This is a genomic window from Streptococcus sp. 1055, from assembly GCF_013276815.1.
Lineage (GTDB): Bacteria > Bacillota > Bacilli > Lactobacillales > Streptococcaceae > Streptococcus > Streptococcus pseudopneumoniae.
This window is the reverse complement of sequence record NZ_VMLT01000023.1, coordinates 1-665: the sequence shown is the minus strand read 5'-3', so window position 1 is coordinate 665 and position 665 is coordinate 1. Positions and strand designations below refer to the sequence as shown.

Below are 665 nucleotides of genomic sequence, written 5' to 3'. Positions count from 1 at the left end.
AACGAGCTAGTTTAATGGCTTTTAAAAGAAGATCTAACGAAAACTCAGTCATTAATTCTTGAACAATTTCTGTCTTTCTTCTTTCTCTTTTTCCTCCTTCAATCGGAGTTCTCTTAACTTTTTTAGGATAGCATTCTCCGCTCTCAGGTACTCATTTTCTGCTTGAAGACGTTCTAATTCTGTCCTCTCTTCAGGTCTCTTTTTTGGCTTACGTCCCATTTTAGGTACTCTCCCTCTTGTTTTCTCAACAATAGTATACCCGTTTTTCCTGTATTGTGCTAGCCAATTAAGAAGTATCGTACGACTTGGGAGGCCGTATTCAAGAGAAACTCTATCTTTAGTCCAGCCTTCATGTATGACTTTATTAATCATTTCTTGCTTTAAATCAGGAGAATAGTAACGATTTTTTCCTTTTTTGACGAACTCTATTCCGTAACGATCAATCAATTTAATCATGTACCTAATATTAGAATTGTTTATCCCAAATTTATTTGAAAGCTTCTCTAAGCTATATCCTTGTTTTCTAAGTTCATAGATCTGAACTTTATCATCATAAGTTAATTTCATAATAAAAATACCCCAAAAGTTAGATTTTTTCTGTCTAACTTTTGGGGTGCAGTACATCAACACCTGATACTATGCGTTTTTCTGATTTTTAGGACTTT

The 665-nt window shown here is 33.8% G+C and carries 1 pseudogene; it reads right to left on the bottom strand.

Going from position 1 to position 665, the window contains the following annotated elements:
- Positions 1-567 (bottom strand): annotated as a pseudogene (locus HT699_RS02930) (transposase); the annotation flags it as partial.
- Positions 568-665 lie beyond the last annotated feature (98 nt).